The sequence below is a fragment of the Streptomyces yerevanensis genome, from assembly GCF_000716805.1.
GTDB lineage: Bacteria > Actinomycetota > Actinomycetes > Streptomycetales > Streptomycetaceae > Streptomyces > Streptomyces flaveus.
On the sequence record NZ_JNWJ01000054.1, the window covers coordinates 1 to 23,430 of the forward strand.

Sequence of the window (23,430 nt, forward strand, 5' to 3'; positions counted from 1 at the left end):
GGTGTTGGTACACGGTGCGGGTCCTCCGAGACAGAACCTACGCGACGGGCATACGACGCACCGGCCCACGACCCCTCCCACCGGAGGGAAACTGCGGGTAGTCGGGGGTACGGGCTTCCCCGGGGCCCGGGTAGCCGCAGGCTTTTGCTTTTAGGGGCGCGGGGAACTGCGCGACCAGCCACGACGCACCCGCAGCCGCGACACGACTGTCACCCCCACCCCCCGGCGGGGGCCTGGGGGCGCAGCCCCCAGTTTCGGGAAGGGGCGGGCCTGGGGAAAGGAACCCTCCCCCAGCCCACCCGCACGGTCAGCCGACCGACGTCACCGTGCCCGCCCCCACCGTCCGCCCACCTTCGCGGATCGCGAACCCGAGCCCCGGCTCGAGCGGGACGTCGCGGCCCAACGAGACCGTCATGGTGACGGTCTCCCCGGGCCGCGCAACAGCCCGCTCGCCGAGGTCGACGTCACCGACCACGTCCGCGGTGCGGATGTAGAACTGCGGCCGGTACCCGGTGGACACCGGCGTCGTACGCCCGCCCTCGCGCGTCGACAGGACGTACACCTGTGCCGAGAAGTGGCGACTGGGTACGACGCTGCCGGGCGCCGCGACGATATGGCCGCGGCGCACGGCGTCACGCGCGACACCGCGCAACAGCAACGCCACGTTGTCCCCTGCCTGCGCCTCCTCCATCGGCTTGCCGAAGGTCTCCAGGCCGGTGACGACGGTGTCCACGGAAGCACCGAGCACTTCGACCCGGTCGCCCACGCGAATCGTTCCCCGCTCCACCGCGCCCGTCACGACCGTGCCGCGGCCGGTGATGGTGAGCACGTTCTCGACGGGCAGCAGGAACGGCGCGTCGATATAGCGCTCGGGCATCGGGACGTACGTGTCCACAGCGTCGAGCAGCGCGTCGATCGCCCCGGTCCAACGTGGGTCCCCCTCAAGGGCCCTGAGCCCGGAGACCCGTACGACCGGTACGGAGTCGCCGCCGTAGCCGTGCGCGGAGAGCAGCTCGCGGACCTCCAGTTCGACGAGGTCGGTGAGCTCCTCGTCGCCCGCGTCGGCCTTGTTGAGAGCGACGACGATGTGGTTGACGCCCACCTGGCGGGCGAGCAGTACGTGCTCGGCGGTCTGCGGCATGATCCCGTCGAGTGCGGAGACGACGAGGATCGCGCCGTCGAGTTGCGCGGCCCCGGTGACCATGTTCTTGACGTAGTCGGCGTGGCCCGGCATGTCGACGTGCGCGTAGTGCCGGGTGTCGGTCTCGTACTCGACGTGCGCGATGTTGATGGTGATGCCGCGCGCGGCCTCCTCCGGCGCCCGGTCGATCCGGTCGAACGGAATGAAGGTGCCGGAGCCGCGCTCGGCGAGGACCTTGGTGATGGCGGCGGTCAGGGTGGTCTTGCCGTGGTCGACATGGCCCATCGTGCCGATGTTCAGATGCGGTTTCGTGCGGACGTAAGCCGTTTTGGACATGGCGGTACCTCGAAGCCTCTCAGTGGAACCGAGTGATGGTCCCGGCGGAGCGGGACGGGGACCCCAAGGAACTTGCCGACCCTCCCCCTGCGGGGTCCGCCGGACGATCCGGAGAGGGTCAGCTTCGGGCGCCGTCGACGGCGGCCACTGTGGTCACGACGGCAGCCTTCGGGGCATCCGCGAGTGCGGATGCTGCGAGGAGGAAGGCGTGCCGGAACATGAGGAGATCATTGCTGACGTGTCAGCCCACGTCGAATGATTTTCGGCGGCCGGGAGGCGGACGTGAATTTGGCGCTCACCAGTGGTTCTGCTGCTCCGTCAGGGGCCGATGTTCTTGAGCGCCTCACGCGCGGAGAGTGGTGAGAGCCGTTCCCGGGCTACGAAGGCGCGTACCGCCTCCGGGTCCGTCTTGGCGTACTCACGCAGGCACCAGCCGATCGCCTTGCGGATGAAGAAGTCGGGGTGGCCGGACTGGCGGACGCAGTACGCGAAGAGGCGTTCGGTGTCGGTGGCGTCCTTGTAGCGGAGCTGGTGGAGGAGAGCCGTGCGGGCGACCCACAGGTCGTCGTCCTCGATCCACGCGTCCATGTCGGCCCGCAGTTTCGGGTCGGCGGCCACCAGGCCTCCCAGCACATGGCAGGCGAGCAGGTCGACGGTGTCCCACCAGGGGACCGTGGAGACGAGATGGCGTGCCACCGGCAGGAAGCCGGACGAGAGACGCGTCACATGGCGGCGCAGATAGTCGACTGCGAAGTAGTGGTACTCGCGTTGCGGCAGACGCCAGCAGCGCAGCGCCACCGCCGTGCAGTCCGTCTCGTCGGGGCGGGGCGTGCCTGCCAGCACGGTGCGTGAGAGCGCGCGGCGATCCGGCGTGGTCAGGCCGAGGAAGGGCGCGATGTCCTTCATGTACGCGCGCATCGACTCGGCCCGTTCCGGATCGGCCGCCGCCGCGTAGGTGGCGGTGAGCCGCTCCAGCAGAGTGTCCGCGACGGCGCTGCGGGGCGGCTCCAAACGGCCTTCTGACGTTCCGGTGGCTGTGACGCCCATGGGACGAACCATACGGCGATCACACACATGGGTCAGTTAGTGTCGCCGAATGCTCGATGCCACCACCCGCTCTGGGGGCACCGCCACGGCCGCTCCCCCGGCCGCCGCCACGGATCTCGGCTCCGCCGAGTTCGCCGCCCCTGAGTTCGCCGCCGCGCCCACGGGTCTTGCCGCGCGCTGCACGAGAGCACTGCTCTCGCCGTGGTCCCGGCTGTCCCTGCTCGTGACGCTGCTCATGGCCGCCGCCGCGACCGTGCTGCTCTTCCAGCCACAGAAGCTGCTGGCCGACGGCTGGCCGCCACAGCTGAACGGTGCCGCGGCGGCCGTGGTGTTCGCGGTGGCGTACGGGCTGTGCACGGTCGCCTTCGTGCCCAGGCCGCTCCTCAACCTCGCGGCGGGTGCCCTCTTCGGCTCGCAACTGGGGCTCGGGGCCGCGCTTTCCGGCACGGTGCTCGGGGCGGGCATCGCGTTCGGGCTCGGCCGGATGCTGGGGCAGGACGCGCTGCGGCCCTTGCTGCGCGGACGCTGGCTGAAGCTGGCCGACGGCCAGCTCAGCCGACACGGCTTCCGCTCGATGATGGCCGCGCGACTGTTCCCCGGGGTGCCGTTCTGGGCCGCGAACTACTGCGCGTCCGTCTCCCGTATGGGCTACCTCCCCTTCCTCCTCGCCACAGCCCTCGGCTCGATCCCGAACACCGCCGCGTATGTCGTCGCCGGCGCCCGCGCCTCGGCCCCGACGTCCCCCGCCTTCCTGATCGCCATGGCCTGCATCGCCCTCCCGGCCCTGGTGGGGGCGGCCATCGCCTGGCGCAAGCGCCACCATTTCCGCGGACACTGAGAGAGCCGGCTGAGTCAGGCCTACAAGCCCTCCAGCACCATCGCGTTCGCCAGGCCGCCCGCCTCGCACATCGTCTGGAGCGCATAGCGGGCCCCGCGGGCCCTCATCGCGTGCACGAGGGTGGTCGTCAGGCGGGTGCCGCTCGCGCCGAGGGGGTGGCCGATGGCGATCGCGCCGCCGTGCACGTTGACCTTGGCGAGATCGGCGCCCGTCTCCTGCTGCCAGGCGAGGACGACGCTGGAGAAGGCCTCGTTGACCTCGAAGAGATCGATGTCGTCGACGCTCAGCGACGCCTTGCGGAGCACTTTCTCGGTGGCGGGGATGACACCTGTGAGCATCAGCAACGGGTCCGACCCGGTGACCGCGAAGCTGTGCAGCCGGGCCAACGGGCGCAGGCCGAGGCGGGCCGCGGTCTCGCTCGACGTGATGAGCACGGCGGACGCGCCGTCGTTGATCGGGCTGGCGTTGCCCGCGGTGACGTTCCACTCGATCTGCGGGAAACGCTCGCCGAAGTTCGGGTCGTAGTAGGCGGGCTTGAGACCGGCCAGGACCTCCGTGGTGCTGCCTGGCCGGACGCACTCGTCGCGCGTCACCCCCTCCAAGGGCGCCACTTCATCGGCGAACAGCCCGTTCTCCCACGCCGCGGCCGCCTTTCGATGCGAGTCCACCGCGAACGCGTCCATCCGGTCGCGCGAGATCGACCACTTGGCCGCGATCAGCTCGGCGCTGATGCCCTGCGGCACCAGGCCCTCCGGGTAGCGTTCGGCGACTCCGGGCCCGAAGGGGTCCTTGCCCGCCGGCACGTTGGACCACATCGGCACACGGCTCATCGACTCCACCCCACAGGCCACCACCAGGTCGTACGCCCCCGAGATGACGCCCTGCGCCGCGAAGTGCACGGCCTGCTGGGACGAACCGCACTGACGGTCCACGGTCGTCGCGGGCACCGTCTCGGGGAAGCCGGCCGACAGCACGGCGTAACGGGTGGTGTTCATGGCCTGCTCGCCGACCTGGTCGACCGTGCCGCCGATGACGTCGTCGATCAGCGCCGGGTCGACACCGGACCGCTCGACGAGGGTACGGAGCGTGTGGGCGAGGAGTTCCACGGGATGGACGTGGGCGAGGGCACCGTTCGGCTTGCCCTTGCCTATCGGGGTGCGTACGGCTTCGACGATGACTGCGTCACGCATGGTCTGGTCCCTCGGAGTCGATGGGTTTGCTTTCCAAACTCGCCAAGTGACTCCACAGTAACCCGGTGGGTTGGAAGAACCAACCCACCCTCTAGACTGGATCGCATGAAGGACGCCCGCCCCTGCTCGATCGCCGGCACACTCGCTCTCGTCGGCGAGAAGTACTCCCTGCTCGTCCTGCGTGAGGTGACCCTGGGCGCCACACGGTTCGACCAACTGGTGCGCAACATCGGCGCCCCGCGCGACGTACTCACGAACCGCCTGAAGCGGCTGGTCGACGTCGGAGTGCTGGAAAAGGTCGCCTACAGCGAGCACCCGCCGCGCTTCGAGTACCGGCCCACGACGGCCGGTCTGGAGCTGGAGCCGGTGCTCCTCACGCTCATGGCGTGGGGCGACCGCCATCTCAACGACGGCGATCGCCCCATGGTGCTCGAACACGTCGGCGGCCACGGACACGTGGGCGGCCACGAACTGGTTCCGGTCGTCGTCTGCTCGGAGTGCGGCGAGCAGGTCCGGCACGACGAGCTGACGGCCCACCCGCAGACCCCGGGGTGGACGGTGACGGGCCCGGCGGCGGCGTAGAGCCGGGCTTACGTCCCTTTACGTTCCCTGATACACGTCGAGCCGCCCGCACATCCCGAACTTGCCGTACGCGGACGGCTGTTCGGCACGTACAGCGGCATCGGCGAGGTGGGACACGTCACCCTTCTCGAGCCGCTCGAGCTGATCCCCCGTGGCCGCGGCAGCCGCCTGCGCCCCGCGTTCCCAGCGCTCGCGCCACTCGGCGAGCCGGGGCCGAACGAGCGCGGCAGCGGCCCGATGGAACGCGGCCAGCGCCTCGGGCCCGTCCGCGTCGCGCAGCGCCCGGTAGCCCTCGAGTGCGAGGTCACGCCGGGCGCGAGCGATGCGCTCCCGCTCCTCCTCGGGCGCGTCCGCCGGGATGACGGTGGCGGCGGCGTAGGTCTCCGGGTCTGTCAGGTACTTCGGGGGCAGTGTGAGCACCGCGTCCCCCGCCTCCGGCAGGCCGTTGTTCTGCATGAGGACGGTGATGCGCAGGTCGTCCTCGTTGACGAGCCGGTGGATGGTGCCGGGCGTGAACCAGGCGACCGTGCCGGGTGCGAGAGGCGTCACCTCGTATCCGGACGTCGTCAGGGTCTGCACCGCGCCCCGCCCGCCGGTGACGACGTACGCCTCCGAACAGGTCAGATGCAGATGGGGAGTTCCGCCGCACACCCCGTCCGCGGCGGGCCAGTCGTAGACGGACAGATGCGAGACGGCGACGGCTCCGGGTAGTCCGGTGAAATCGGGGGCGGCGCTCACCACGGGTGCTCCTCCAGGTACTTGGCGATCTCCTCACGCTCCCAGGCGCCGTCGGCGACGACCACGCGGTAGCGGCGGGTGAGGGTGTCGCCGGGCGCGAGTTCCAGCTCGTCGAAGAAGGCGAAGGACGGGGCGACGGCCGCGAACGGCTCGTTGCGCACGAACCAGTGGGCCGGGTGGGCGCCGCCCTCGCCCGTGTGGTCGTTCTCCGGGGCGTGCGCGAAGACGAGGGTCGCGTGCCCGTCGGTGACGTCGTGCTCACCCGAGTACGCGAGCCAGGGCGCCTGTTGCCCCATCAGCTCGGGCCCTTCGCTGTCGGGCCCGACGATGCGCCCGTCCCGGAAGGCGCGAGGGCCGCGCCAGAAGAGGCCCGTGTAACCGGCCATCTCCCGCCCGGCCGTCGTGGGGCTGCCGAACCGCAGGGGCTCGTCGCGCCGGTTGGTGACGGCGGTCGTCCAGGTCAGCGCCCAGGACCCGGACGACGGGTCCACGTCGTGCACCTCGATACGGCGCTCTTCGTCCGCCCAGAGCGTGCCGTCGTACGGATGCCAGGTGAGCCGCTCGGCGATGACAAAACGGCCACTGTCCGCACCGACCTCGTCGAACTTGACGTGCGCCATCGACCCGACGCGCTCCGGGAGTTCGAGATACCCCTGCCCGTGCACGTACGAGTTGCCGCCCCACAGGTTCGCCCCCGACAGATGCGAGGCGGTCATCTGGAGACCCTTGTGCCAGCGGTGGTCGTTGGGCCGGTAGTCGGTGACAACGTTGCCCGCCAGGGTCCTGAGCGGATGCACGTACGGCTTCGGCGCCTCCCAGGCCGCCTCGGGGCCGTACACATAGCTGAACAGCTCGACGCCGGTGGTGGGTTCGGTGATCGTGATGCGGTCGCCGTGGGCGTGGACGACGCGCAGTCCGTCCTGTGCGGTCATGCCGGTACCTCCTTCTCGTGCGTCGCCGGTGCCCAGCCGGGGGCGCCGCCGTGCAGAGCGGTGTAGTAGGGGTCGCCGGGGCCGATCTCGCCGGCCCGTACGGTCCTGTCCGTGAACGCCGACTTGTAGAGCGCGGTGATCAGCTCCAGGCTGGTGCGCCCGTCGGCGCCGCTGCTGCGCGGACGCTCGCCCGCGCGCATGCTCGCGACCAGTTCGCGCAGCTGGGCCAGGTGCGAACTCGGCACGTCCGCGCCGAAGTTCTGCCAGGCGGCCACGTCCTCGGCCGGTGCGTCCGGCACCGGGATGACGCGCCAGTTGTCGTTGCTGTGGCCGTAGAGGTGGGTGAGTTCCACCGTCGCCCGCTCGCAGTCGATGCGGATGCGGCTGACTTCGTCCGGGCTGAGCACGCTGTTGACCACGGTCGCGAGAGCACCGCTCTCGAAGCGTACGAGCGCGGTCGAGACGTCCTCGGTCTGCACGTCGTGCACCAGGCGTCCGGCCATGGCCCGTACCTCGGTCCACGGGCCGAGCAGATCGAGCAGCAGATCCATCTGGTGAATGCCGTGTCCCATGGCGGGCCCGCCGCCCTCGGTCTGCCACTTTCCGCGCCAGGGCACCGCGTAGTAGGCGGCGTTGCGGTACCAGGTGGTCTGGCAGTGCGCCACGAGGGGCCGCCCCATCGCCTCTTCGGCGATCAGGCGTCGTACATGTCTCGCGCCCGAGCCGAAACGGTGCTGGAAGACGATGGCGGCATACGGACCGCCGTCGAGCCCCTCCTCGGCCTCCACGGCGTCGAAGTCGGCGAGCGACGGCACCGGCGGCTTCTCGCACCACACCCAGGCGCCGGCCCGCAGTGCGGCGACGGTCTGCGCACGGTGCAGGGTCGGCGGGGTGCACACGGAGACGAGGTCCGGGCGCTGTTCGGCCAGCATCCGGTCGAGATCGGTGTAAGCGTGCGGGACACCGCCCTCCGCGCTGAACCGCTTGACCGCTTCGGCGTCGATGTCGACCGCCGCGACGACCTCCACCTCCCCTTCGGCCGCGAGCGCGGCGAGGGCGGGCAGGTGGCTGCCGGCGATGGCTCCGGTGCCGACGATCGCGGCCTTGATGCGGCGGCCCTCGAGCGGGGCCGCGGTTCCACTTCGGGACGAGGTCCGGTGCGAATTCTCGTGCGGGATCGTCTCACTGGGGGTTGCGTCGCGGGGGGTACGCATCTACGTGATCAGCACTCCATCGGACGTGACGTTCGGCTCTGGCGGACGCCCGCCGACCCCGGCTGGCCACCGATTTCAGCAAGCGCTTTCACTCCTCGCGGAAACGTAAGCGCCGAGGTCGGGGCGGGTCAACACCCTGTCCACCGTTGCGGAGGGTGCGCCACCGCGCGCCGAGCGGGGCGTGCGCCGGTGTGCGCTGGGGGAGGCCCGGCCGCCCGCACCGCCACCGCGGGACGCTACGCTGCCCCGGTCGCGCCTGATCACCGCAATCGGCAACACGGCGCGTACGTCCTCCCATTCGCTCCGCACCCGCCCTCAGCACTTGGATCACGTAACTTCATGTCTTGGTTTGAATCCCTCATCCTCGGACTCGTCCAGGGGCTGACCGAGTTCCTGCCCATCTCCTCCAGTGCGCATCTGCGGCTGACCGCGGCGTTCGCGAGCTGGGACGACCCGGGGGCGGCCTTCACCGCGATCACCCAGATCGGTACGGAGACCGCGGTGCTGATCTACTTCCGCAAGGACATCGCGCGGATCATCTCGGCGTGGTCCCGCTCGCTGGTCGACAAGACGATGCGACAGGATCACGACGCGCGGATGGGCTGGCTGGTGATCATCGGCTCGATTCCGATCGGTGTGCTGGGCGTCACACTCAAGGACCAGATCGAGGGTCCGTTCCGTGATCTGCGTATCACCGCCACGACACTGATCGTGATGGGCGTCGTCCTCGGCATCGCGGACCGTCTCGCCGCACGCGAGGAGGCCGGCGGCAAGCACCGGATGCCGAAGGAGCGGAAGTCACTCCAGGAGCTGACCGTCAGGGACGGCCTCGTCTACGGCGTCTGCCAGGCGATGGCCCTCATCCCCGGCGTCTCCCGCTCCGGCGCCACCATCAGCGGTGGCCTGCTGATGAGCTACAGCCGCGAGGCCGCGGCCCGCTACTCCTTCCTGCTCGCCATCCCGGCGGTGCTCGCCTCGGGCCTCTACGAGCTGAAGGACGCGAGCGAGGGCGGGCATGTGTCGTGGGGGCCGACGATTTTCGCGACAATTATCGCTTTCTTCGTGGGTTACGTAGTCATCGCATGGTTCATGAAGTTCATCTCGACCAAGTCCTTCATGCCCTTCGTCTACTACCGCATCCTGCTCGGCATCGTCATCATCGTGCTGGTCAGCATGGGTGCCCTGAGCCCGCACGCGGCGGAGTCGGCGGGCTGACGTCTGCAGGGCCGACCGTCATCGTGACCAACCACATATGTCTTGGGTAGTCGTTTGGTAGCGGGCTGTCAGTCCTTGGGCCTAGGCTTGTACACATGTCCCCCGATCCCATGACCCCTGGTTCCGTGCGGTCCGCTGCCGCGCTGAATGAGCAGATCCGCGCCTTATGGATACGGTCGGGCGGCTCCTTGTCGCCTCAGGAGCGGGCGGAGTACGAGCTTCTGGTGGTGCAGTGGGCGGCGGCCGTGCGGCTGCCGCCGCTGGTTGAGCAGGGCGCCTAGCAGCTCGGGGAATTGCGGTTGTTTGGCGGCTGCCGGCTCGTTGTGGCTTGTCGCGCCCACGCGGCGGAGCCGCACATTGATACAGCCCCGCGCCCCTTAAGAGGCGGCTGCGCCGCGCTCTTAAGGGGCGCGAGCCCAAGCGGGGCGCCACGCGCACCCAAGCGGCCAGCGGCCCAGGATCAGCGGCCGCCCGCCACCCGTAGCACCGTCCCCGTCGCATAGGACGCCTCCGGGGACAGGAGCCATGCGATCGCCGCGGCGATTTCCTCAGCCGTGCCTGCCCGGCGGAGCGGGATCGTCGGGATCAGCCGGGCCGGGCGGTCCGGTTCGCCCATCGCCGCGTGCATCTCGGTCTCGACGAGGCCGGGGGCCACCCCGTTGACGCGGATGCCGTCCGGGCCGAGTTCCTTCGAGAGGCCCATTGTCAGGGTGTCGATCGCCGCCTTGCTCGCCGCGTAGTGGACGTACTCTCCGGGGCTGCCCAGCGTGGCCGCTCCCGACGACACATTGACGATGGCTCCGGCGCCCCGGGGCACCATGTCCCGTGCGGCCCGGCGTGAACAGAGCAGCGTGCCGAGGAGGTTGACCTCCATGACGCGGCGCAGGTCGGCGGTGTCCGCGTCGACGAGGCGGCCGAGCCGACCGGTCACCCCGGCGTTGTTGACCAGTCCCGTCACCGGTCCCAGCCGTTCCGCCGCCGTGTCGAAGAGCCCTTCGACGTCACCCTCGTCGGAGACGTCGACCCGTACGGTGACGCAGCGCGCTCCCGCCTCGCGTACGGCGGTTGCGGTGCGCTCGGCAGCCGCGTCGTCGCGCGCGTACGCCACCACCAGGTCGTGCCCGTCCGCCGCCAGCCGCACGCAGGTTGCGGCGCCGATTCCGCGGCTGCCGCCCGTGACGACCGTGACAGGGCGAGACATGTGGGCTCCTTCATGATCCATGCGTTCATGATCCATGCGTGCGGGCTGTCTACGATCGCAGATCCGCCGGTACGTCAGTCCATAGGGTCCATGCGTACCGGTTCGACCGTACGGACGGCACACGGCCGGTGAATATCGGGGCACACCCCTTGGCGTTGCCCGTCCCGTGGCCAACACTGAGCCGATGACTCAGCGTGTGGAACTGGCGACGGTGATGGACCGGCTGGCGGTCGACGGACTGATCACCGATTATGCGGTGGCGGTCGACGACGGGGACTGGGAGGCGTACCGGGGTCTGTTCACATCGGACGGGCGGGCGGACTACCGGTCGGCGGGCGGTATCGAGGGGGATGCGAAGGAGGTCGCCGAGTGGCTGACGCAGACCATGGAGCTCTTCCCGATGCGCCAGCATCTGATCGTCAACCGGCAGGTACGGTTCGGGCCGCTGGAGCATGACACCGGTGACACGGCGCAGGTACGGGCGGACTATGTGAACCCGATGCGGTTCGCCGGACACGACGGCGGAGACACGGCGCCGGACTTCGTGTGCGGCGGCCGTTACGACTTCGCGCTGGTGCGTACGGACGGTGGTTGGCGGCTGCGCTCAGTGGTCGTCGACGAGAAGTGGCGCCGGGCCCCGCAGGCTCGTCAGGAGCCTGCCTCGACCTGATCGGATACGCCCTTACGGAGATCGTCTCCGTCGCGCACACTGGAGGCAGGCAACAGAGGTACGCACCGGGCATCGGGGGGCCGAGGAGGCGCTGCATGCAACTGTCCGCCATTGACCGGCGCCGGCGCCTGGAGTCCCCCCGGTGGCGCGGCGCCGCGGCCGCACTCGCCGGGGCCCTGCCCATGCTGAGCTTCCCGCAGCCGTCCCTGTGGTGGTTCGCGTATGTCGCGCTGGTGCCGTGGATGCTGCTCGCGCGCTCGGCGCCGACGGGGCGGCGGGCGGCGTACGACGGCTGGCTGGGCGGGCTCGGTTTCATGCTGGCCGTGCACCACTGGCTGCTGCCGAGTCTGCACGTCTTCACCTTCGTCATAGCCGCCCTGCTCGGCGCGCTGTGGGCCCCGTGGGGCTGGCTGGTCCGCCGCTTCCTGGCCGGTGCGCCCTCGCCCGGCAAGGTGGTGGCGGCGCTTTTCGTGCTGCCCTCGGGCTGGCTGATGGCCGAACTCGTGCGCTCCTGGGAGGGATTGGGCGGGCCGTGGGGCATGCTCGGCTCGAGCCAGTGGGAGGTGGAACCGGCGCTGCGGCTCGCCTCGGTCGGCGGGGTGTGGCTGCTCAGCTTCCTGATCGTCGCCGTGAACGTCGCGGTGGCCGTCCTCATAGCGATACGCAGCGCACGTGTCCCGGCCGTTGCCGGACTGGTGGCGACGGCCGTCGCCACCTCGGCGGCCTGGGTATGGTCGCCGCGCCCGGACGTCGACGACCAGGTGCGGATCGCCGTGGTACAGCCCGGACCGATCAACGGCGTCGGCGGCGCCGAGAAGCGGTTCGCGCGTGAGGAGGCGCTCACCCGGCAGCTGGCCGGGCAGGACGTGGACCTCGTCGTCTGGGGCGAGAGCAGCGTCGGCTTCGACCTCGCCGACCGGCCCGACCTCGCGAACCGGATAGCCGCGCTCTCCCGCGAGGTGGGCACCGACATCATCGTGAACGTGGACGCGCGCCGCTCCGACCGGCCCGGCATATACAAGAGCTCGGTGGTCGTGGGTCCCGAGGGTCCGACCGGCGACCGCTACGACAAGATGCGGCTGGTTCCCTTCGGTGAGTACGTCCCCTTCCGTTCCGTCCTCGGCTGGGCCACCTCCGTCGGCAAGGCCGCGGGCGAGGACCGCAAACGCGGCACGGAGCAGGTGGTGATGACCGTCGGGGACGGTCTGCGGGTGGGCCCGATGGTGTGCTTCGAGTCGGCGTTCCCCGACATGAGCCGCCATCTCGCGCGGGACGGCGCCGAGGTGCTGCTGGCGCAGTCGTCGACCTCGACGTTCCAGCGGAGCTGGGCACCGGAGCAGCACGCGTCGCTGGCGGCGCTGCGGGCCGCCGAGACGGGCCGGCCGATGGTGCACTCGACGCTCACGGGCGCCTCCGCCGTCTACGGTCCGAGCGGTGAGCGGGTCGGCGACTGGCTCGGCACGAGCGCGAACGCCTGGAAGGTGTACGACATACCGCTGGCCAGCGGTGTCACGCCGTACGCACGCTACGGCGAGTGGCCGGTGTACGCGGCGCTGCTGATCCTCGCGGCGCTGGGCGCCACGGAGGGCATACGGTCGCTGCGGATCAGGCGGGCCGCTCCTGAACCGCACGCACCACCCGCTCGCACAGCTCATGGGTCGCCAGCGCATCCCGGGCACTGAGCACCTTCCCCGCGCGTACGGCGTCCAGGAAGGCGAGCACGGCCTGCTCGATGCCGCGCTGCCGGGCCACCGGCACCCAGTCGCCACGGCGTCGCACGGTCGGCTGGCCCTTGTGGTCGATGACCTCGGCGAGGTTGACGACCTGCCGCTTGGTGTCCTGACCCGACACCTCGAGGATCTCCTCGTTCGAGCCGCTCAGCCGGTTCATCACACCGAGCGCCGTGAACCCCTCCCCCGCGAGCACCAGCACCACGTGGTGCAGCAGCCCGCCCTCGGCCCGAGCCCGCACGGTCACGTCGTCGACCGGGCCCGGCGCCAGGAACCGCAACGTGTCCACGACATGGATGAAGTCGTCGAGGATCATCGTGCGGGGATGCGCGGGCAGGCCGACGCGGTTCTTCTGCATCAGGATCAGCTCGCGCGGGTGGTCGGCGCACTGGGCGTACCCGGGTGCGTAGCGCCGGTTGAAGCCGACGGCCAGGCTGGTGTCCCGCTCCTCCGCGAGCCGCACCAGGCGCTCGCTGTCGGCGAGTTCGTACGCGATCGGCTTGTCGACATAGGTCGCGACGCCCGCCTCCAGCAGTCCTCCCACGATCTCGGGGTGCGCGGGGGTGGACGCGTGCACGAACGCCGCGTCGAGGTCCTGGGCGAGCAGGTCCGAGAGGTCGGTGTGGCGGCGCTGGGCCGGGATGTGGAGGCTGTCGGCGACTCTGCTGAGGGTGGCGGGTGTCCGCGTGTGCAGATGCAGCTCGACATCCGGCTGCGTGGTGAGCACCGGCAGATACGCCTTCAGCGCGATGTCGCCGAGTCCGATGCAGCCGACCTTCACAGGGGTCTCCTCAGGGTCCTCAGGGGCGCCTATGCGGGTGTCTCACGGGCGGTGTGCGCCTCGGCCGAAAGCATACGGCCGCTGTGGTGGCCGCCAGTCGGCGAGGGCGACCCGGTCGCGGTGGGCTCGTACCACGCGGAGGTGCCGAGCCTCGACGAGGTGCGGGAGCTGATCGACGGGATGCTGGGGGGCTGATTCGGGCAAGGAGCGGCGAAATCCCCTGGCGCTGCGTCAACGGGCGGGCGAGGATGCGCAGATGACGACCGAACGCCGTGAGCCCGCCACCAACGCCGATGAGCGCACGATGCTGGAAGGCTGGCTCGACTACCACCGCGAGACGCTCGCCTGGAAATGCGGGGGCCTGAGCGACGCCCAGCTCAGGACCGCCTCCGTGGAGCCCTCCGAGCTTTCGCTGATGGGGCTCGTACGGCACATGGCGGAGGTCGAGCGGGGCTGGTTCCGCAAAGTCCTCGCAGCAGAGGACGCGGGGCCGATCTACTACAGCGACGAGGACCGGGACGGCGAGTTCCATCTCACCGACGCGGACACCTGGGAGGAGGCGTACGCCACCTGGCAGGCCGAGATCGAGATCGCCCGGCGCAACGCGGCCCGTTTCGACCTCGACGACATCTCCGAGGGCAAGCACCGGCGGACCGGCGAGCAGTTCAACCTGCGCTGGATCATCACCCACATGATCGAGGAGTACGCCCGCCACAACGGCCACGCCGACCTGCTCCGCGAGCGCATCGACGGGTCCACCGGCGACTGAGACCCCGTGCGGGCCGAGGTACCCCCGCGGGCCGTTCACCCGTGCGGGGCATCCTCCCCTTCTCAGCTCCTCAAAGCGCCCCCGATACACCAGAGTTGTGCGGGTGCACCGATCCACGACCACCGCAACGCTCCTGGTCGCCGTGGCCGTCTCGGCCGTCTCCGGCTGCGTGACCGTCCAGCACCCGTCCTCCCCCGGCGTACCGGCCCCATCGAGCCGCCCCTCGACACCGCACCCCGAGGTCAGGTCCGACCCGCACCTCGTGCAGGCCCCGGCCCACGAGGCCCTGGAACGCGTCGGCCCGCCCCGCCGCCCTTCCCCGCCGGTGGCGACACCCAGCCCGACAGCGCCGCCATCTCCCCCGGCCACCGCACGCCGGCCCTCCACGGACGCGCCGAGGAACTCTGAGCCCCAGCGCCCCGAACAGCCCTCCACACCGCGCGGCGTCCCACATGTCCCGGCCCGGCCGCGCCCAGCGGACCCGGGCGTGTGCGACTTGGGCCGAAAGTACGGCAGATGGCAGCCGGACAGCCCGGAAGCGACCATCTGCCAGGAGACATACGGGAGTTGAGCTCCACGGAACCAGCCGGTCAGCCCAGGTTCGGGATCCGCCAGTCGATCGGGGCGTGGCCCTGCCGGGCGATCGCCTCGTTGATCTGGGTGAACGGGCGCGAGCCGAAGAACTTCTTGGCGGACAGGGGCGAGGGGTGCGCGCCCTTCACCACGGCGTGCCGCTCCGCATCGATCAGGGGCAGCTTCTTCTGGGCGTAGTTGCCCCACAGCACGAAGACCGCCGGGTCGGGCCGCGCGGCCACCGCCCGGATCACCGCGTCCGTGAACTTCTCCCAGCCCTTGCCCTTGTGCGAGTTGGCCTCACCGCCACGCACCGTAAGCACCGCGTTGAGCAGCAGGACGCCCTGCTCGGCCCACGGCAGCAGAAAGCCGTTGTCCGGGATTGGGGTGCCCAGCTCCTCGTGCATCTCCTTGTAGATGTTGCGCAGCGACGGCGGGACCTTCACGCCCGGGCGGACGGAGAAGCACAGACCATGCCCCTGGCCCTCGCCGTGGTACGGATCCTGGCCGAGGACCAGTACCTTCACCCGCTCGTACGGCGTCGCGTCGAGCGCGGCGAAGACCTCCTCGCGCGGAGGGTGGACGGGACCCTTCCCACGCTCCTCCTCCACGAACTCGGTGAGCTCCTTGAAGTAGGGCTTCTGCAGCTCTTCGCCCAGGACGCCGCGCCAGGACTCGGGCAGCATGGCGGTGTCGGTCACGTGAACTTCCTCCGTTGTGCGCTGACTTGACGGCCGCAGCGTGCGTACGGCCGGGGACGGCCGCGCGGGGCGCGGCCGTCCTCAGAGCACAGAAACCTACAGGCGCCCACTGACAATCGGGCCCGAGGCCGGAGAGAGCTGGGCTACCAGCTGGTCTTCCAGTACAGCTCCCACATCGCCATCATCGTCGCCGGGTCGATGGAGTTCTCGGCACCGGCGATCTCTTCGTTCGCGGCCACGTACGACTTGCCCTGCCACAGCGGCAGCAGCCGCGCGTCGTCGACGAGGATCTGCTGGGCCCGCTCGAACTGGTTGGTCACGGCGCCCCGGTCGCTCTCACGGCGGGAGTCGGGGATCAGCTCGTCGGTGATCTCGGGTGCCTCGTACGGGGTACCGAGCGCGTTCTGCTCGCCCACGAAGGGCGCGATGAAGTTGTCGGCGTCGGGGAAGTCGGGGTTCCAGCCGCGCCCGAACACCGGGTACTCGCCCTTCTGGTAGCCCGGCGCGTAGGTCTTCCAGGGGCGGCTCTTCAGCTTGACCGTGAACAGGTCGGAGGCCTCCAGCTGCCGCTTCAGCTCCTCGAAGGCCGGCTTGGTCTGCGAGCCGTACCGGTCGGTCGTGTACCAGAGGGTGATCGGGACGCGCTCGGTGATGCCGTCCTGCTCGAGGATCTGCCTGGCCTTGGCGGGGCTGGGCTTCCCGAAGTCGTCGAAGAAGCTCGTGGTGTGGCCGACCAGACCCTTGGGGATCATGGAGTACAGCGGCTCGACGGTGTCCTTGTAGATGTTGTGGACGAGCGCCGGGCGATCGACGACCTGGGCGATCGCCTTGCGGACGGCGGGCCTCTTGGACCACGGGTCCTTGGGGTTGAACACCAGGTAACTGATCTCGGTGGTGGGGTTCTCGACGAGCTGGAGCCCCGTGTCGTCGCCGCTGTTCTGGATGTCCACGACGTCGGTGGCGCCGAGGCCGCGGTAGATGACGTCGATCTGCTTCTTCTTGAGAGCGTCGACCACCTCGGACGATCCCGAGAAGTAGCGGATGGTGACGGCGTTGTTCTTGAGTTTGGCGATGCCCTTGTAGTTGTCGTTCTTGACGAGCTGGGCCTCCTTGCCGTCCTCGTAGGACTCCACGCGATACGGCCCCGCGCCGGTGATGTCGCCGTCCTCGCGGAGCTTGTCGGCGGGGTACTCCTCGGGATCCACGATCGACATGGCGGGCGTGGAGAGCACGAAGGGGAACGTCGCGTCGGGCTGGTTCAGATGGAAGACGACCTCGAGGTCGCCCTTCGCCTCGACCCGGCCGAGGGTGGTCAGCAGACCGGCGGGGCCACCATTGAAGTTGATCTTCTTGATCCGGTCGATCGAGTGCTTGACGGCCTTCGCGTCCAACGCGTGTCCGTCGGAGAACTTCAGGCCCTCTTGCAGCTTGCAGCTGTACACCGAGCTGGAGCTGTCGGTGAACCTGCAGCTCTCGGCGGCGTCGGGCTCGGGCTTGGACGCACCGGCGGGGAAACCCAGCAGGGTCTGGTGGACATTGCGGAACAGCTCCCAGGAGCTGTCCCACGAGGCCGCCGGATCCAGGGTGCTGGGCTGACTGGTCGTCCCCACGACGATCGGCTTCCCGTCGTCGGAGGATTCCGAGGAGAAGACACCGCATCCGGCGACCAGGGCTATGGACGCGATGGCCCCCATCAGACGCAGGTATCTGTCCCGCTTGAACACGCGCACCATCCTCGATCGGGCATACCACAAGGGTGGCCAGACGATACCGCAGTGGCGGGTCGCTTGGCCCGCTGCCCTGGCAAGCACTTGGTCAGCGCACTGCCCGGGCGATGACGGAACGTTTCTGACTCGTTACCGCCCGCCTTCTCGGGCGGGCGCCCGCGCGGTTGCGGCACGGTCGCGCGGGCGCCCGCGCGGATCCGGCCTGGTCGCGCGGGCGTCCGTCTCGTCGTCGTCAGCCGACGCCGGCGTTGAGGAAGATCCCGCCGTCGACGACGAGCGTCTGCCCGGTGATCCAGTCCGACTGTTCCGAGGTGAGGAACGCGGCGGCGCCCCCGATGTCGGACGGCACGCCGAGCCGGCCCAGCGGGTAGGACGCGGCGGCCTCCTCCTCGCGGCCCTCCCACAGGGCCTCGGCGAACTTGGTCTTCACCACGGCCGGCGCGATCGCGTTGACCCGTACCTTGGGCGCGTACTCGTGCGCCAGCTGGACGGTCAGGTTGATCATCGCGGCCTTGCTCATGCCGTACGCGCCGATGAACGGCGAGGCCGAGACACCGGCGACGGAGGCGATGTTGACGATCGCGCCGCCGTTCTCGCTCTGCCAGGCCTTCCACGTCCGCTGGGCGAAGCCGAGCGCGGAGATCACATTGGTCTCGAAGACCTTGCGCGCGACGTTCAGGTCCAACTCGGCCATCGGCCCGAACACCGGATTCGTACCGGCGTTGTTGATCAGGAAGTCGATCCGGCCGAACGCCTCCATCGTGCGCTCGACGGCGACGGCCTGGTGAGCTTCGTCATGGGCCTTGCCCGCGACGCCGATGACGCGGTCGGCGCCGAGCTTCTCGACGGCCTCCTTGAGCGCCTCCTCACCCCGGCCGGTGATGCACACCCGGTCACCGCGGGCGATCAGCGCCTCCGCGATGCCGTAGCCGATGCCGCGGCTCGCGCCGGTGATGAGCGCGACCTTGCCCGAGAGTTCCACAGTGGTCATGTCTCTTGTCCCTGGCTTTCCCGGCCTCAGTTGAGCGGTCCGCCGGCAACGTACAGCACCTGTCCGGAGACGAATCCGGCGTCGTCACCCGTGAAGAAGGCGATCGCGCCCGCGACGTCGTCCGGCCTGCCGACACGCTGTACGGGGATCTGGGTGGCGGCCGCGGCCTGGAAGTCCTCGAAGCCCATGCCGACCCGCTCGGCGGTGGCGGCGGTCATGTCGGTGACGATGAAGCCGGGCGCGACGGCGTTCGCTGTGACGCCGAACTTGCCGAGCTCGAACGCGAGCGTCTTGGTGAAGCCCTGCAGGCCGGCCTTGGCGGCCGAGTAGTTGACCTGGCCGCGGTTGCCGAGCGCCGAGGACGAGGAGAGGTTGACGACGCGGCCGAACTTGGCGTCCACCATGTACTTCTGGACGGCCCGCGTCATCAGGAAGGCGCCGCGCAGGTGCACGCTCATGACCGTGTCCCAGTCGGACGCGGACATCTTGAAGAGGAGGTTGTCGCGGAGCACGCCCGCGTTGTTCACGAGGATGGTCGGCGCACCGAGCTCCTCGGCGATCCGCGTCACGGCGGCCTCGACCTGGGCCTCGTCGGAGACGTCACAGCCGACGGCGATCGCCTTGCCGCCGGCGGAGGTGATCTTCTCCACGGTGTCCTTGCAGGCGGCCTCGTCGAGATCGATCACCGCGACGGCACGCCCCTCGGCGGCCAGTCGTACGGCGGTCGCGGCGCCGATACCGCGTGCGGCACCGGTGACTACGGCTACCCGCTGCTCAGTGGTGGACATTGCTGATTCTCCTCGCCTTTGAAAAGCCTGCGCTCACACGGTACGCCCGTGAAGTGAGCGACCGCTTAGTACCCTTCCGCGGATGTGACGCTAGAAGCCCTGGCACTCAGTGTCAACGAAACACCACGCACATGTGATCCATCACCTCACCAGCAGGTCGAGAAGCCGCTCGACCTCGGCCTCGGGATCCGCGGTGAGACCGGTGTGCACGGGACCCGGCTGGACGACGGTCGAACGGGGCGCGATCAGCCAGCGGAAGCGCCGCCCCGCGTCGTCGCTCGCCGCCTGTCCCGCCGCCGCGCCCCCGGCGCAGACACCCTCGACGGCGCGCAGCGCGGCGCGCACGCCGGCCGCGTCCGCCGCCGGGTCCAGCGCCCGCAGCTTGCCCTCGTCGAGATGCGTGCGCGCGGCCACGAAGGACTTCGCACGGCAGTACACCAGCACGCCCGCGTTGAAGCACTCCCCCCGCTCGACGCGCGGTACGACGCGCAGCAGGGCGTACTCGTAGACGTCACGGCCGTCGCGCCCGCTCACTTCGCCCCCACCCCGCCGATCTCGATGCGCTCGTGAATGGTGGCGGCGCGCGCCAGCAGCGGCTCCGCGTAGGCGCGCCTGAGCGCGTCGGCCGAGTCGAACCCCGGCTCGTCCGTCAGCCAGACCTCGGGGATCTCGGCGGTCACCTCGGCGAGCAGTTCCCCGGTGATCAGCGGCGCCAACTGAGCGGCGGCGGAGGCGATGTCGGGGCCGAAGGGCGCGAGCGCGTGGTCGGAGGCGTCGTACGGCCGGGCCGCGGAGGCGGGTGCGCCGGGCCAGTTGTGGTGCCAGATCATGGTGGCGCCGTGGTCGATCAGCCACAGATCGCCTTGCCACACAAGCAAGTTGGGGTTTCGCCATGACCGGTCCACGTTGTTGACCAGCGCGTCGAACCAGACGATCTTCCCGGCTTCCTCCGGGCTCACCCGGTGCGCGAGAGCGTCGAATCCGATCGCCCGGGAGAGAAAGTCCATCCCGAGGTTCAGCCCACCGCTCGACTTGAGCAACTCCTGTACTTCCTCGTCCGGTTCACCGAGTCCGATGACAGGATCGAGCCCGATCGTGACCAGTCCCGGCACGCGCAGGCCCAGACGACGGGCGAGTTCACCACAGACGACCTCCGCGACGAGAGTCTTGCGCCCTTGCCCGGCGCCGGTGAACTTCATGACGTACGTTCCGAGATCGTCGGCCTCGACGAGCCCCGGCAGCGAGCCGCCCTCACGCAACGGTGTGATGTATCGGGTCGCGGTGACCTCAGTCAGCATTTTCCCCGGCAATCCGCTCTCATAGAGTCCGGCGGCCTGCAGCGCAGGTAGTTCCGTCCGATGCGGCCGAAGCCGTCGGTTCCCACGCGCACGCTCATGTTCGTCGTCCTCCCGATCGATCCGCGTCTGTCTGTGCTGGCGGCCTTCCGGCCGGGAACGCGATCGGGCTCGGGCCGTACGGAGGCGAGCCGGGGCTGTTCGGCCCCACGGCTCGCCGTGCGGCGTCAGCGTCCTTCTTGCTTGCGCCGGTCCTGGGCCTGGGTGGCGATGACGGCGGCCTGGATGCGCCGCTCCACACCGAGCTTGGCCAGCAGGCGGGAGATGTGGTTCTTGACCGTCTTCTCCGCGAGGTAGAGCCGCTGACCGATCTGGCGGTTGGTGAGCCCTTCGCCGATCAGCGCCAGGATCTCCCGCTCCCGGTCGGTCAGGCCCGGCAGGGCGTCAGGTTCGGGCTCCGGCTCCTGACCTTGACGCAGGCGGGCCATCAGCTTGGCGGTGGCGCTGGGGTCGAGCAGCGACTGCCCGCGGGCCACGGTGCGCACGGCCGACACCAGGTCCGAGCCCTGGATCTGCTTCAGCACGTACCCGGAGGCGCCCGCCATGATCGAGTCGAGCAGGGCCTCTTCGTCGTCGAAGGAGGTGAGCATCAGGCAGGCCAGTTCCGGCATCTGCGAGCGCAGCTCCCGGCACACGGTCACGCCGTCGCCGTCGGGCAGACGCACGTCGAGCACAGCCACTTGCGGGCGCAGCGCGGGGACGCGGACCAGTGCCTGCTCCACATTTGCGGCCTCGCCGATCACGGTGATGTCCGGTTCGTCGTCCAGCAGGTCGTGCACCCCTCGTCGTACCACCTCGTGGTCGTCCAGCAGAAAGACCCGGATCGGGTTGTCGGGTCCGGGCCGCTCGCTGTCCGCCATCGACGGGCTCCTGTCCTGTGTCGTCTGTCTCCAGCACCGGAAACCGCCGGATGGGCGGGACCGGTCCTTCCCTGTCGAAGATCCTCCGCGATTCCGGGCCGAACGGCCAGGGCCAACCGGCCTCTTTCGCTCCGGCACTCCCGCCTTCCCAATCGAAGGCATGCTCCGGAAGCTTGTCCCGCCGTCCGCAAACCCGTGTCATGCGGCCCGCAGGCGGGCGGCGAGCAGGGTGACGTCGTCTTCAGTGAGTCCGTGCACCAGGCGTGCGAGCACGGTGTCGAGCACGTCCTCCAGCGGACCCTCCACGTCGAGACTGAGATCGGTCAGGCGCCGCAGTGAGGCATCGATGTCCATCCGGCGCAGTTCGACCAGACCGTCGGTGTACAGCAGGAGCACCTCTCCGGGTGGCAGGGGCACGGTCACTGCCTCGTGCCTTCCCAGGTCGGTTCCCAACGGCGGACCCGCAGGGACCCGTACGAGATCGGCACGGGCCTGCCGGTGCAGCAGTACCGGCGGAGGGTGGCCCGCGCTGGAGATCGTGCAGGTGCCGGAGCCGGGGTCGATGAGGGCGAGCAGACAGGTGGCCACTCGGTCGACGCCGATGCTCGCGACCCGATGGTCGGCCTCTTCCAGGATCCGCTCGACCGGGGCGCCGGAGACGGCCAGGGTGCGCAGCAGCGAGCGGTACTGGCTCATGGCGACGGCCGCCGTGAACCCGTGGCCCATCACATCACCCATGACCTGGAGGGTGCGTCCCGACGGCAGGGCGATCGAGTCGCACCAGTCCCCGCCGACGAGTGCGCGGTGCCCGGCCGGCAGGTAGCGGGAGGCCACCTCTATGTCCGGATGAGGGCTGCCGGGCTCGGACAGCAGCGCGCGTTGCAACTCCAGGGCCATGGCGTGCTCGAGGGAGTACTGGCGGGCGTTGTCGATGGCGACGGCAGCCCGGGCGGCCAGATCCTGCGCCACGATCACGTCCTCGTCCGTGAACGGAGCCGAATCCGCTGCCCTCCACAGGTGGACGACACCGACCGGATGGCCCTTGTTCGGCAGCGGCACCACGAGAACGGAGTGGATCTCCGCGGCGCGGACCACCTCCAGGCTGAACTGGGTCCGCACCACCTTGAGCAACACGTCGTCCGTGACCAGGTTCCCCACCCACGGGCGGCCCGTGTCCAGGCACTTCCGGGTCGGTGAGTCACGGGGGACGTCGAAGTAGTCGCCGGCTCTCCCGACCAGTCCCCGGCACCGGACGATGTCCGGGCCTCCCGCGGAGGCCGTGATGCGCAGTCGTACGACACCCGGAGTCGGTGGCGGCGCATCACCGGACTCCTCCTCCAGGGTGCACACGGACGCCTTGTCGGCCAGGCTCGGCACGACGAACTCGGTCAGTTCGGCACAGGTCCTCTCGACGCTGAGCGTGGTGCCGATCCGGGTGGCAGCGGTGTCAAGCAGCGCCAGCCGCTGGTGGGCCTTCTCCAGGTCGTCCATGTGCTGACGCAGCCCGCTGACTTCGACCGAGATGGCGCACAGACCGAGTACTCGCCCGTCGTCCTCCAGCCGGTGGTAGACCGCGTTCCACTGTCTGTGCCGGAACGATGAAGGGGCCCGTGTCGTCCCCGTGACGGACAGCGCACGGGGCCGCCCGTCGTCGAGCACCATGCGCAGGACCTCGTCCGAGCGGTGGATCCCCGGCAGTACTTCGGCCATGGTCCGGCCGTGGAACGCCGAGGGCGGCACCCCGCCCATCCGGCCCATGGCGGCGTTGACGTACCGGTAGCGCAACTGTTGGTCCAGCACAGCCACCGAAGCAGGCGTACTGTCCAGGATGCTCCGCAGGATCCCGTACTCGCGGGCCTGCTCCACCGCCTCCCCGGGCGCATCCGCCAGGGCGGACAGCAGCACATCCTCAGCGCCTGAGAAGAGCCACCTGAGCGGAAGCCGGTCAAAGCCCACGCCCGAACCTCCTCACCCGCCCCCTGACGAGGTCATGCCTCGCTTCAGTCTGGCCCAGACGACCACGCCACGCACCCGCAGGTCATGGCGGCCTG

Annotated in this window: 24 protein-coding genes; 8 read left to right on the forward strand and 16 right to left on the reverse strand. The window is 69.8% G+C overall.

What is annotated here, in order from left to right; translation table 11 throughout:
* Positions 1-307: 307 nt before the first annotated feature.
* The gene (tuf, locus tag OP79_RS37970) at positions 308-1,477 is read right to left on the reverse strand and encodes an elongation factor Tu (protein ID WP_033327014.1); all 1,170 of its coding nucleotides are present in this window, start codon (positions 1,475-1,477) and stop codon (positions 308-310) included.
* 318 nt (positions 1,478-1,795) lie between these two features.
* A complete protein-coding gene (locus tag OP79_RS37975; RefSeq protein ID WP_033327015.1) occupies positions 1,796-2,524 on the reverse strand; it encodes a DNA alkylation repair protein in 729 nt (242 codons plus the stop codon).
* 49 nt (positions 2,525-2,573) lie between these two features.
* Here OP79_RS37975 and OP79_RS37980 point away from each other — a divergent pair, with 49 nt between their 5' ends.
* Complete coding sequence (locus OP79_RS37980; RefSeq protein ID WP_033327017.1) at positions 2,574-3,362, forward strand: TVP38/TMEM64 family protein; 789 nt, start codon at positions 2,574-2,576, stop codon at positions 3,360-3,362.
* Positions 3,363-3,382: 20 nt separating this feature from the next.
* Here the strand turns inward: OP79_RS37980 and OP79_RS37985 are convergent, their stop codons facing one another.
* Positions 3,383-4,552 carry a thiolase family protein gene (locus OP79_RS37985; protein WP_033327018.1) on the reverse strand — a complete coding sequence of 390 codons (1,170 nt, stop codon included), beginning with the start codon at positions 4,550-4,552 and terminating at the stop codon, positions 3,383-3,385.
* Positions 4,553-4,657: 105 nt separating this feature from the next.
* Between OP79_RS37985 and OP79_RS37990 the strand changes: the two genes are divergently transcribed.
* Complete coding sequence (locus tag OP79_RS37990; RefSeq protein WP_033327020.1) at positions 4,658-5,134, forward strand: winged helix-turn-helix transcriptional regulator; 477 nt, start codon at positions 4,658-4,660, stop codon at positions 5,132-5,134.
* 18 nt (positions 5,135-5,152) lie between these two features.
* On the opposite strand, the gene OP79_RS37995 is transcribed toward OP79_RS37990, so the two are convergent.
* From OP79_RS37995 to OP79_RS38005, 3 genes are read right to left on the reverse strand one after another with little or no spacing between them, the layout of a single operon-like run.
* Positions 5,153-5,872 (reverse strand): cupin domain-containing protein, encoded by a 720-nt coding sequence (locus OP79_RS37995; RefSeq protein ID WP_106972583.1) that lies wholly within the window; start codon positions 5,870-5,872, stop codon positions 5,153-5,155.
* Positions 5,869-6,804: a DUF6807 domain-containing protein gene (locus OP79_RS38000; RefSeq protein WP_033327024.1), complete on the reverse strand. Its 936-nt coding sequence runs from the start codon at positions 6,802-6,804 to the stop codon at positions 5,869-5,871. The genes OP79_RS37995 and OP79_RS38000 overlap by 4 nt, the downstream gene beginning before the upstream one ends.
* Positions 6,801-8,018 carry a Gfo/Idh/MocA family protein gene (locus tag OP79_RS38005; protein WP_078492264.1) on the reverse strand — a complete coding sequence of 406 codons (1,218 nt, stop codon included), beginning with the start codon at positions 8,016-8,018 and terminating at the stop codon, positions 6,801-6,803. The genes OP79_RS38000 and OP79_RS38005 overlap by 4 nt, the downstream gene beginning before the upstream one ends.
* 339 nt (positions 8,019-8,357) lie before the next feature.
* Here OP79_RS38005 and OP79_RS38010 point away from each other — a divergent pair, with 339 nt between their 5' ends.
* Positions 8,358-9,233 (forward strand): undecaprenyl-diphosphate phosphatase, encoded by an 876-nt coding sequence (locus OP79_RS38010; RefSeq protein WP_033327026.1) that lies wholly within the window; start codon positions 8,358-8,360, stop codon positions 9,231-9,233.
* A 95-nt stretch (positions 9,234-9,328) separates the two neighbouring features.
* Positions 9,329-9,514 (forward strand): hypothetical protein, encoded by a 186-nt coding sequence (locus OP79_RS52620; protein ID WP_078492265.1) that lies wholly within the window; start codon positions 9,329-9,331, stop codon positions 9,512-9,514.
* A 179-nt stretch (positions 9,515-9,693) separates the two neighbouring features.
* Here OP79_RS52620 and OP79_RS38015 read toward each other — a convergent pair whose 3' ends face one another.
* Positions 9,694-10,434 (reverse strand): SDR family NAD(P)-dependent oxidoreductase, encoded by a 741-nt coding sequence (locus OP79_RS38015; RefSeq protein ID WP_033327028.1) that lies wholly within the window; start codon positions 10,432-10,434, stop codon positions 9,694-9,696.
* Positions 10,435-10,618: 184 nt separating this feature from the next.
* Between OP79_RS38015 and OP79_RS38020 the strand changes: the two genes are divergently transcribed.
* Positions 10,619-11,104 carry a nuclear transport factor 2 family protein gene (locus OP79_RS38020; RefSeq protein WP_033327029.1) on the forward strand — a complete coding sequence of 162 codons (486 nt, stop codon included), beginning with the start codon at positions 10,619-10,621 and terminating at the stop codon, positions 11,102-11,104.
* Positions 11,105-11,199: 95 nt separating this feature from the next.
* Positions 11,200-12,786 carry an apolipoprotein N-acyltransferase gene (gene lnt, locus OP79_RS38025; RefSeq protein WP_033327031.1) on the forward strand — a complete coding sequence of 529 codons (1,587 nt, stop codon included), beginning with the start codon at positions 11,200-11,202 and terminating at the stop codon, positions 12,784-12,786.
* Here lnt and OP79_RS38030 read toward each other — a convergent pair.
* Positions 12,710-13,615 (reverse strand): Gfo/Idh/MocA family protein, encoded by a 906-nt coding sequence (locus OP79_RS38030; protein WP_033327033.1) that lies wholly within the window; start codon positions 13,613-13,615, stop codon positions 12,710-12,712. The two genes, lnt and OP79_RS38030, sit on opposite strands and share 77 nt — an antisense overlap.
* Before the next feature lie 51 nt (positions 13,616-13,666).
* Between OP79_RS38030 and OP79_RS55555 the strand changes: the two genes are divergently transcribed.
* The gene (locus OP79_RS55555) at positions 13,667-13,810 is read left to right on the forward strand and encodes a hypothetical protein (protein WP_157857432.1); all 144 of its coding nucleotides are present in this window, start codon (positions 13,667-13,669) and stop codon (positions 13,808-13,810) included.
* Between the two features lie 61 nt (positions 13,811-13,871).
* Positions 13,872-14,384, forward strand: coding sequence for a DinB family protein (locus tag OP79_RS38035; protein ID WP_033327035.1), 513 nt, complete (start codon positions 13,872-13,874; stop codon positions 14,382-14,384).
* Positions 14,385-14,974: 590 nt separating this feature from the next.
* Here the strand turns inward: OP79_RS38035 and OP79_RS38040 are convergent.
* From OP79_RS38040 to OP79_RS38075, 8 genes are all read right to left on the reverse strand, one after another.
* Positions 14,975-15,658 carry a uracil-DNA glycosylase gene (locus tag OP79_RS38040; protein WP_033327037.1) on the reverse strand — a complete coding sequence of 228 codons (684 nt, stop codon included), beginning with the start codon at positions 15,656-15,658 and terminating at the stop codon, positions 14,975-14,977.
* Positions 15,659-15,801: 143 nt separating this feature from the next.
* Positions 15,802-17,382 (reverse strand): ABC transporter substrate-binding protein, encoded by a 1,581-nt coding sequence (locus tag OP79_RS38045; RefSeq protein ID WP_033327039.1) that lies wholly within the window; start codon positions 17,380-17,382, stop codon positions 15,802-15,804.
* A 235-nt stretch (positions 17,383-17,617) separates the two neighbouring features.
* Complete coding sequence (locus OP79_RS38050) at positions 17,618-18,376, reverse strand: SDR family oxidoreductase (RefSeq protein ID WP_033327041.1); 759 nt, start codon at positions 18,374-18,376, stop codon at positions 17,618-17,620.
* Positions 18,377-18,402: 26 nt separating this feature from the next.
* Positions 18,403-19,164, reverse strand: a complete 762-nt coding sequence (gene fabG, locus OP79_RS38055; RefSeq protein WP_033327043.1) for a 3-oxoacyl-ACP reductase FabG — start codon at positions 19,162-19,164, stop codon at positions 18,403-18,405.
* Between the two features lie 141 nt (positions 19,165-19,305).
* Complete coding sequence (locus OP79_RS38060; protein WP_033327045.1) at positions 19,306-19,698, reverse strand: DUF3037 domain-containing protein; 393 nt, start codon at positions 19,696-19,698, stop codon at positions 19,306-19,308.
* Positions 19,695-20,462, reverse strand: coding sequence for a HipA family kinase (locus OP79_RS38065; RefSeq protein ID WP_033327047.1), 768 nt, complete (start codon positions 20,460-20,462; stop codon positions 19,695-19,697). Before OP79_RS38065 ends, OP79_RS38060 begins: the two co-directional genes overlap by 4 nt.
* Before the next feature lie 224 nt (positions 20,463-20,686).
* The gene (locus tag OP79_RS38070) at positions 20,687-21,379 is read right to left on the reverse strand and encodes a response regulator (RefSeq protein ID WP_033327049.1); all 693 of its coding nucleotides are present in this window, start codon (positions 21,377-21,379) and stop codon (positions 20,687-20,689) included.
* Between the two features lie 198 nt (positions 21,380-21,577).
* On the reverse strand, positions 21,578-23,335 hold the full coding sequence (locus OP79_RS38075) for a SpoIIE family protein phosphatase (RefSeq protein WP_051745260.1): 1,758 nt from the start codon (positions 23,333-23,335) through the stop codon (positions 21,578-21,580).
* Positions 23,336-23,430: the final 95 nt, after the last annotated feature.